General features: G+C 74.7%; 1 protein-coding gene. It reads right to left on the reverse strand.

What is annotated here, in order from left to right:
* Positions 1-18 precede the first annotated feature (18 nt).
* On the reverse strand, positions 19-10,200 hold the full coding sequence (locus ACIO9K_RS07355) for an SDR family NAD(P)-dependent oxidoreductase (protein ID WP_400327681.1): 10,182 nt from the start codon (positions 10,198-10,200) through the stop codon (positions 19-21).
* Positions 10,201-10,210: the final 10 nt, after the last annotated feature.

Below are 10,210 nucleotides of genomic sequence, written 5' to 3' on the forward strand. Positions count from 1 at the left end.
TGTGATGAGGCGGGTCGGTCAGCGGTCGCTCAGCCGGCCGAGCTCGTTGTCGATGAAGGCCAGGACCTCGTCCGCGCTCGCTGCTTCGAGCCGCTCCGCAATGGCGTCCTCGGCATTCTGCGCGTCCTGGTTTCGCAATTTCTCCAGCATTCGGCGCAGCCGGAGCGAAACCGCGTCGCGGGTCGCCTCGTCGGTGTCCGCATCGGCCAGGGCCGCGTCCAGGCGGTCGAGTTGGCCGAACAGCGCGGCGCCGTCTGCGGCGTCATGCTCGTCCAGGAGCACGCCGAGCAGGTGTGCGGCGATCGCGGCGGGGGTCGGGTGGTCGAAGACCAGGGTCGCGGGCAGGCGCAGGCCGGTGACGGCGGTGAGGCGGTTGCGCAGTTCCAGGGCGGTGAGGGAGTCGATGCCGAGGTCGTGGAAGTCCCGGTCGGCGGCGACGGCCTGCGGCGAGGCGTGGCCGAGGACGGCGGCGGCCTCGGTGCGGACCAGGTCCACGACGTGGCGCAGCCGGTCGGCCTCGCGCAGCTCGTGGAGGCGGGCGGCGAGGGCGCCCACCGCGCCGGTGCGGCCGCCGGTGGACTCGGCCGTGCGGCGGGCGCCGCGGACGAGGCCGCGCAGCAGCGCGGGCACCGTTCCGGGCATCCGGGCGGGGCCGGTGGCGCGGCCGATGGGGACGAGGTAGGGCTCGTCGATTCCCATGGCGGCGTCGAGCAGGGCGAGGCCGTGCTCCTCGGTCAGGGGCGGGACGCCGGAGGCGTGGATGCGGTGCAGGTCGGCCTCGGAGAGCGTCCCGGTCATACCGGCCGTGGGCACCCAGGCGCCCCAGCCCAGAGACTGGGCGGGCAGGCCCTGGTGGCGGCGCCAGTGCGCCAGCGCGTCGAGATAGACGTTGGCCGCCGCGTAGTTGCCCTGACCCGCCGTACCCATCACGCCCGAGATGGAGGAGAACAGGACGAAAGCCTTGAGATCCTGGTCCTTGGTCAGCTCGTGCAGGTTCCACGCCGCATCGACCTTCGGGCGGAGGACGGCCGACACACGCTCGGGAGTGAGCGCGGTGACGATGCCGTCGTCCAGCACACCGGCCGCGTGCACGACACCCGTGACCGTCCGGCCGTCCAGAGCCCGCGCCAGCGCCTCACGGTCGGCCACGTCACAGGCCACCACCTCGACACGCGCGCCCAGCCCCGCCAACTCATCCACCAACTCGGACGCGCCCCCGCGCCGGCTCAGCAACAGCAGGTCACGCACACCGTGTTGCGCCACCAGGTGCCGGGCGACGAGACGACCCAGACCACCGGTACCACCCGTGACCACCACGGTTCCCGAGCCCCAACCCTTCGAGCGCCCGCCGGGGGCCACTCGGGCGAGCCGGCCCACCCGCACGGCCCCGGCACGGGTGGTGAACTGGGATTCTCCACCGTCCAGTCGGGTGGAGAGGACAGGCAGCGCCGTCTTCACGTCCGACGCGCGCTCGACGTCGAGCAGGACGAACCGGCCCGGGTTCTCCGACTCCGCCACCCGCACCAGGCCCCACACGGCAGCGCCGACGAGGTCGGACACCTCGCCACCCGCCACGGCACCCCGCGTGACGAAGACGAGGCGCGCGTGCGCGAAGCGCGGCTCGGCCAGCCACTCCTGCACCAGGCCCAGCGCCCACGCCGTCACCTCGTGCACGGCCTCCGGCGTCGAACCACCCGCCACCGGCACGAGCACGACCTCCGGCACCTCGCCGGTCACGTCGGCGAGTGACGGCACGTCCTCGCCCAAGGTGACGGCCTGCACGGGCCTGGTGGCCCGCGCCGGGACGTCCACCCAGTCGAGCCGCAGCAGAGCCCCGGCCGGTCCGCTCCGCTCGGCCACGGCGGCCGGCTCGCCCAGCGTCAGCGACCCCGCCGACAGCACGGGCCCGCCCGCCGCGTCCGCGACCTCGACGGACACCGCGTCCGCGCCCGCCCTCGCGACCCGCAGCCGCACGACGGCCGCGCCGGTCGCGTGCAGCGCCACGTCGCGCCAGTCCGTGGGCACCAGCCGCTCGCCACCGTCCGCCTCCGTCAGAGCGGCGATCTGGACGGCCGCCTCCAGCAGCGCCGGGTGCAGCCCGTACGGCGCCGCGTCCTCGGCCCGGCCCGGCAGCACGGCCTCGGCGAACACCTCGTCGCCCCGCTGCCACACCGCCTGCAACGTGCGGAACGCCGAGCCGTGGTCCAGCGGGTCGTAGCAGTCCTCCAGGTCCACGGCGACCGCGTCCGCAGGGGGCCACGCGGAGGCGTCGAAGCCGCCCTCCGCCTCGCCGACGGCCAGCGTGCCGGTGGCGCGGCAGGTCCACGGACCGTCCACCGCGTCCTCCGGCCGCGTGTAGCAGCTCAGCGGACGCGTCCCGGCCTCGTCCGGGGCACCGGCCACCAGTTGGACGACGACGGCGCCGTTCTCGGGCAGCGGGAGCGGTTCGGCGAGCGTCAGCCGCTCGACCCGGTCACAGGCCACCTGGTCGGCGGCCCGGACGGCCAGCTCCAGGAACCCGGTCGCCGGGAAGACGGCCACGCCGCCCACCCGGTGGTCGCCCAGCCACGGCTGCTCCTTCAGCGACAGTCGGCCGGTCAGCAGCACGCTGCCCGAGTCGGCCGGGGAGACCACCGCGCCCAGCAGCGGGTGCTCGGCCGGCCGCAGGCCCGCGCCGGTCACGTCGCCCGTGTGCGCGGCCTGGGCGGGCCAGTAGCGCTCCTGCTGGAAGGCGTACGTCGGCAGGTCGACGCGCCGGGCGCCGGTGCCGTCGAAGACCCGGGCCCAGTCGACGGGCACGCCCGCGACGTGGAGGCGGGCGAGCGCCGTCAGCAGGACGTTCTCCTCCGGTCGGTCGGGGCGCAGCGCGGGGGCCGCGACGCGGTCGGCCCCCGCGTCGAGGTTCTGCTCGGCGAGGGCGGTGAGCACGCCGCCGGGACCGAGCTCCAGGTAGTCCGTCGCGCCGGCCGCGTCGAGGGCGCGGATCCCGTCGGCGAAGCGGACGGCGTCGCGGACGTGGCGCACCCAGTAGTCGGGGGTGGTGAACTCCTCGCCGCCGACCTCACCGGTGAGGTCGGAAACCAGCGGGATCGAAGGGACCTGGTACGCGAGCCCGTCGAGGACGGCCCGGAAGTCGTCCAGCATCGGGTCCATCAGCGGCGAGTGGAAGGCGTGCGAGACCTTCAGCCGCGTGGTCCTGCGGTCGGCGAAGTACTGGTGAATCGCCTCGACGGCCTCCTCGCTGCCCGAGACCACGACGGACGTCGGTCCGTTGACGGCAGCGATGGAGACGGCGCCGTCCAGCAACGGCAGGACTTCGTCCTCCGTCGCCTGCACCGCCAGCATCGCACCACCCGAAGACAACGCCTGCATGAGACGGCCCCGGGCCGCGACCAGGGCGCACGCGTCCTCCAGCGAGAACACCCCGGCGACGTACGCCGCCGCGATCTCGCCGATCGAGTGGCCCGCGACGAACTCGGCCCGCACGCCCAGCGATTCGACGAGACGGAACAGCGCCACCTCGACCGCGAACAGCCCGGCCTGGGCGTACGCGGTCTGGTTCAGCAGCTCCTCGTCCTCGCCCCACACCACCTCGCGCAAAGGCATGTCCATCGCCGCACACACCGCGTCGAACGCCTCCGCGAAAACCGGGAACCGGGCATACAACTCCCGCCCCATCCCCAGCCGCTGCGAGCCCTGCCCGGAGAACAGCAGCGCGAGCCTGCGCTCCCCCGCCGCACCGCGCGCCACCTCGGCGCCGTCCAGCAGCACCGCCCGGTGCCCGAACCGCGACCGCCCCGCCAGCGACAGCCCGACGTCCGCCGGCGAGCCGCTCAGGTCGGCGAGCCCGGCCAGTTGCGCGTCCAGCGCGGCCTCCGACGCTCCCGAGACCACCCACGGCACGGCGCCCGGCGCGATGCCCGGCTCCTCGGCCTGGTCCACCACGGGCGCCTGCTCGACGATCACGTGGGCGTTCGTCCCGCTGATCCCGAACGACGAGACCCCGGCCCGTCGCGGGTGTCCGGCCTCCGGCCACGCACGCGCCTCCGTCAGGAGCTCCACCGCGCCCGCCGACCAGTCGACGTGCGAGGACGGCGCGTCGACGTGCAGCGTCCTCGGCAGCACTCCCGCCCGCATCGCCTCCACCATCTTGATGACGCCCGCGACCCCGGCCGCCGCCTGGGTGTGCCCGAGGTTGGACTTCACCGAGCCGAGGAACAGCGGGAGTTCGCGGTCCTGCCCGTAGGTGGCGAGGAGCGCCTGGGCCTCGATCGGGTCGCCGAGGGTCGTGCCCGTGCCGTGCGCCTCGACGGCGTCCACCTCGTCGGCCGACAGCCCCGCGTTGGCCAGTGCCTGGCGGATCACGCGCTGCTGGGACGGGCCGTTGGGGGCCGTCAGGCCGTTCGACGCGCCGTCCTGGTTGACGGCGCTGCCGCGCACGACGGCCAGCACCGGGTGCCCGTTGCGGCGGGCGTCCGAGAGCCGCTCCAGCACCAGCACACCGGCGCCCTCCGACCAGCCCGTCCCGTCGGCACCGTCCGCGAACGCCTTGCAGCGCCCGTCCGTGGCCAGTCCGCCCTGGCGGGTGAAGCCGAGGAAGCTCATCGGCGTGGACAGCACGGTCACACCGCCGGCCAGCGCCAGCGTGCACTCGCCGCTGTCGAGGGACTGCGCGGCCAGGTGCATCGCCACGAGCGAGGAGGAGCAGGCGGTGTCGATCGTGAGCGCCGGGCCCTCCAGGCCGAAGCAGTACGACACCCGGCCCGAGATCACGCTGTTGGCCAGCCCGGTGCTCGCGTGGCCCTCCACCTCCTCCCGGGAGTTCATCACCAGCGGGGCGTAGTCCTGGCCCGTCGTGCCGACGAAGACGCCCGTCCGGCTGCCGCGCAACGCGGTCGGGTCGATGCCCGCCCGCTCGAAGGCCTCCCAGGACGTCTCCAGCAGGAGCCGCTGCTGCGGGTCCATCGCGAGGGCCTCACGCGGCGAGATGCCGAAGAAAGCCGCGTCGAAGTCGCCCAGGCCGGCGAGGAAGCCGCCCTGGCGGGTGGCGCTCACGCCGTGGCCGGTGCCGAAGAGCGCTGCGAGGTCCCAGCCCCGGTCGGTCGGGAAGTCGGTGATGCCGTCGCGGCCTTCGCTCAGGAGCCGCCACAGGTCCTCGGGGGTCCGCACTCCGCCGGGCAGGCGGCAGGCCATGCCGACGATCGCGACCGGCTCCCCGGCGTCGGCGCGGGTGGCGGCCGCCGGGGCCACCAAGTCGTCCTCTTCGCCGAGGAGTTCCCCGAGGAGGTGCGCGGCGAGGACGTGCGGGGTCGGGTAGTCGAAGACCAGGGTGGCCGGGAGCCGGAGCCCGGTGACGTCGGCGAGGCGGTTGCGCAGCTCGATCGCGATGAGGGAGTCGAACCCGAGGTCCCGGAACTCCCTTCCGGGGTCGACCGCTTGGCCCGAGGCGTGGCCGAGGACGCCGGCCGCCTCCGCACGGACGAGGTCGACGAGGTGACGCAGGCGGTCGCCCTCGCGCAGTTCGAGGAGACGGGCGGCGAGCGCGGCCCCCGTGCCCGTGGTGCTCACGGCGGTACGGCGCCCGGGGGGCAGGAGGGCGCGGAACATCGTCGGCACCTCGCCGCGTGGGCGGGCGCCGGCGGCCATGCGGCCCGTCGCGACCAGGTAGGGCTCGTCAACGGCCATGGCGGCGTCGAGCAGGGCGAGACCGTCCTCCTCGGTCAGGGGCGGGACGCCAGCGGAGCGGATCCGGTGCAGGTCGGCCTCGGAGAGCGTCCCCGTCATACCGGCCGTCGGCACCCACGCACCCCAGCCCAGCGACTGGGCGGGCAGGCCCTGGTGGCGGCGCCAGTGCGCCAGCGCGTCGAGATAGACGTTGGCCGCCGCGTAGTTGCCCTGACCGGCGCTGCCCAACACACCGGATATCGACGAGAAGAGGACGAAGGCCTTGAGATCCTGGTCCTTGGTCAGCTCGTGCAGGTTCCACGCCGCGTCCACCTTGGGGCGCAGTACGGCGGAGAGACGCTCGGGCGTCAGGGTGCTCACGACGCCGTCGTCCAGCACACCGGCCGCGTGCACGACACCCGTGACCGTCCGGCCGTGCAGCGTCTCCATGAGGGCCTCCCGGTCGGCGGCGTCACAGGCCACCACCTCGACGTCGGCGCCCAGCTCGCGCAGTTCCTCCAGCCACGCGCCGGCGCCACCGCGGCGGCTCAGCAACAGCAGGTCCCGGACGCCGTGTTCCGCCACCAGGTGGCGCGCGACGAGCCGGCCGAGGCCGCCGGTGCCGCCCGTGACGACGACCGTGCCACCACCCCAGCCCGCAGATGACCCGCCGCCCGCAGCGCGGGTCAGTCGACCGACGCGCACGGCGCCCTCGCGGACCAGCACCTGCGACTCGCCGGTCGCCAGCACTGCGTCCAGCGGCAACTCGCCGTCCGCGTCCGCGAGCACGAACCGGCCCGGGTTCTCCGACTCCGCCACCCGCACCAGACCCCACACGGCAGCGCCGACGAGGTCGGACACCTCGCCACCCGCCACGGCACCCCGCGTGACGAAGACGAGGCGCGCGTGCGCGAACCGAGGCTCGGCCAGCCACTCCTGCACCAGGCCCAGCACCCACGCCGTCACCTCGTGCACGGCCTCCGGCGTCGAACCACCCGCCACCGGGACCACCACAGCGCCGGGCACCTCGTCGCCGAGCTCCGACAGTTCCGCGACCTCCACACCCAGCGTCACGGACCGGACGCTCACCGGCCGGGCGGGCGCAGCCGCGACCCACTCCAGGCGCAGCAGCGACCCGTTCGCCCCATGGATAGCAGCGGCCGGCTCGCCCACCTCCACGGACTCCGCCGACAGCACGAGCTCGCCCGCCGCGTCGGCGAGGACCAGCGACAGCGTGTCCGCGCCCGTCCGCGCCAGCCGGGCCCGCGCCACCGTGGCACCCGTGGCGTGCAGCGACACCCCGCACCACGCCACCGGCACGAGCCCTCGGTCGTCCGCCCGCAGGACGGCGGCCAGCAACGCCGGGTGCAGACCGAACCCGGCCGCCGAGCCTGCCAATTCGGCCGGGAGCTCGGCCTCGACGAAGGTCTCCTCGCCGCGCCGCCAGACGCCGGCGCCGTCCGCGACCGCGCCGGTCGGCGGCCAGACCGCCGCGTCGAAGTCGGCGGCGCACGCTCCCGTGGCCAGCACCCCGGTGGCGTGCTCGGTCCAGGCCTCGTCGAGCCCGCCGTCGGGGCGCGAGAAGAACGTCACCGTCCGCGCACCCGACTCGTCCGGCGCGCCTGCCCGGACCTGGACCATCGTGCCGCCACCCGTGACGCCCAGGGCGAGCGGTCGGGTGACGGCGAGCCGCTCGACCCGGTCGCAGCCGACGTGGTCGCCGACCCGGATCGCCAGCTCCAGGAACCCGGCCGCCGGGAAGACGTCCGCCTCGCCGTCCCACGCCGCCGCCATGCCGGGCGAGAGCCGGCCGGTGAAAACGACGTCGTCCGTACCCGCGAGCGGCACGGCCGCCCCGAGCAGCGGGTGGTCCGCCGCCAGCAGACCGGCGGAGGCGACGTCGCCGACGCCGCTGCCCAGGGCGGGCCAGTAGTGCTCGTGTTGGAAGGCGTAGGTGGGCAGGTCGACGCGGCGGGCGCCGGTGCCCTCGAAGAGCCGCGCCCAGTCGACCGGGACACCCGCGACATGCAGGCGGGCCAGCGCGGTGACGAGGGTGTGCTCCTCGGGCCGGTCGCGACGCAGCAGCGGGAGCGCGGGAGCGTCCCCGTCCTGCTGGGCGAAGGCGGCGAGGACGCCGTCCGGGCCCAGCTCGACGAAAGCGGTGGTACCGGACTCGCGCAGGGTGCGGACGCCGTCGGCGAAGCGGACGGCCTCGCGGACGTGGCGCACCCAGTACTCGGGGCTGGTGACGTCCTCGCCGAGGGCGCCGGTGAGGTTGGAGACCACCGGGATCGAAGGCGCGCTGAAGCTCAGCCCGTTGAGGACCTCGCGGAAGTCCTCCAACATCGGGTCCATCAACGGCGAGTGGAACGCGTGCGAGACCTGCAACCGCGTCGTCCTGCGGTCGGCGAAGTGCTCCCCGATCGCCGCGACGGCCTCCTCCGTTCCCGAGACGACGATCGAGGTCGGGCCGTTGACGGCCGCGATCGAGACGAAATCGCCCAGCAGCGGCAGGACTTCGTCCTCCGCCGCCTGCACCGCCAGCATCGCGCCACCCGACGGGAGTGCCTGCATCAGACGGCCACGAGCGCTCACCAGCTTGCACGCGTCCTCCAGCGAGAACACCCCGGCCACATGCGCCGCCGCGATCTCACCGACCGAGTGCCCGACCACGAAATCCGGCCCCACACCCAGCGATTCGAGCAGCCGGAACAGCGCCACCTCGACCGCGAACAGTCCGCACTGGGCATTCGCGGTCTGGTTCAGCAGCTCCGCATCCGAACCCCACACCACACCACGCAAGCCCGGATCGAACTCCACACACACCGCATCGAACGCCTCGGCGAACACCGGGAACCGGGCATACAACTCCCGCCCCATCCCCAGCCGCTGCGACCCCTGCCCCGAGAACAGGAACGCCGTCAACCACTCCCCCGCCACCCCGCGCGCAACCTCGGCCCCGTCCACCAGCACCGCCCGATGCCCGAACCGCGAGCGCCCCGCCAGCGACAGCCCTACGTCCACCACCGAGCCCCCGACCCCGGCGAGCCGCTCCACCTGCACGTCCAGCGCCGCCCCCGACTTCGCCGAGACCACCCACGGCACCACCCCGGGCACGACCGAGAGATCCGCCCCGGAAACATCCTCCGCCGGAGCCTCCTCGACGATCACATGCGCGTTCGTCCCGCTGATCCCGAACGACGACACACCCGCCCGGCGGGGCCGCTCGCCCCCCGGCCACTCGCGCGCCTCCGTCAGCAGCCGCACCGCGCCCGCCGACCAGTCCACACGCGAGGACGGCGTGTCCGCGTGCAGCGTCTTCGGCAGCACGCCCGCCCGCATCGCCTCCACCATCTTGATGACGCCCGCGACGCCGGCCGCCGCCTGGGCGTGGCCGAAGTTGGACTTGACCGAGCCCAGCCAGAGCGGCCGACCGTCCTCCCGCCCCTGCCCGTAGGCGGCGAGGAGTGCCTGAGCCTCGATCGGGTCGCCCAGCGGCGTGCCCGTGCCATGGCCCTCGACGGCGTCGACGTCGGCGGCCGTCAGCCCGGCGTTGGCGAGCGCCTGGCGGATCACCCGCTGCTGCGAGGGGCCGTTGGGCGCGGTGAAGCCGTTGGACGCGCCGTCCTGGTTCACCGCCGAGCCCCGGACGACCGCGAGGACGCGGTGCCCGTTGCGGCGGGCGTCCGAGAGGCGCTCCAGCACCAGCACGCCGACGCCCTCGGCCCAGCCCGTCCCGTCGGCACCGTCGGCGAACGCCTTGCAGCGCCCGTCCGAGGCGAGCCCGCCCTGCCGGGAGAACTCCATCAGCGAGCCGGGCGTCGCCATCACGTTGACGCCGCCCGCGACGGCGAGCGTGCACTCGCCGGCCCGCAGCGCCTGGACCGCCCAGTGCAGGGCGACCAGCGAGGACGAGCACGCGGTGTCGACCGTCACCGCCGGGCCTTCCAGCCCGAGGGTGTACGACACCCGGCCGGAGAGGGCCGAGGCGGCGATGCCGGTGCCGATGTCGCCGGTCGCGTCGGCCAGGGAGCGCACCAGCAGGTACGCGTAGTCCTGGCCGTTGGTGCCGAGGAAGACACCGGTGCGGCTGCCGCGCAGCGCCGTCGGGTCCAGGCCCGCCCGCTCGAACGCCTCCCACGACGTCTCCAGCAGCAGGCGCTGCTGGGGGTCGGTGGAGACGGCCTCGCGCGGCGAGATGCCGAAGAATTCGGCGTCGAAGCCGGACACCGAGTCGAGGAAGCCGCCACGCCGCGAGACGCGGGTGCCGCGCTCGTCGACGCCGGCGTCCGCCAGGGCGCCGAGGTCCCAGCCGCGGTCGGCCGGGTACCCGCCGGTGGCGTCGGTGCCGCCCGCCACGAGGTCCCAGAGGTCCTCGGGCGAGGCGACGCCGCCGGGGTAGCGGCAGCCCATGCCGATGACGGCGACGGGTTCGGCGGCCGCGGCCAGGAGCTGCCGGTTCTGGCTGCGCAGCCGTTCGGCCTCCTTCATGGAGGACCGGAGAGCGGCGACTACCTTGTCGTGGGGCGTGGTCATCTCTGCTCCG

It is taken from the genome of Kitasatospora sp. NPDC087271, assembly GCF_044744605.1.
Taxonomy (GTDB): Bacteria; Actinomycetota; Actinomycetes; order Streptomycetales; family Streptomycetaceae; genus Kitasatospora.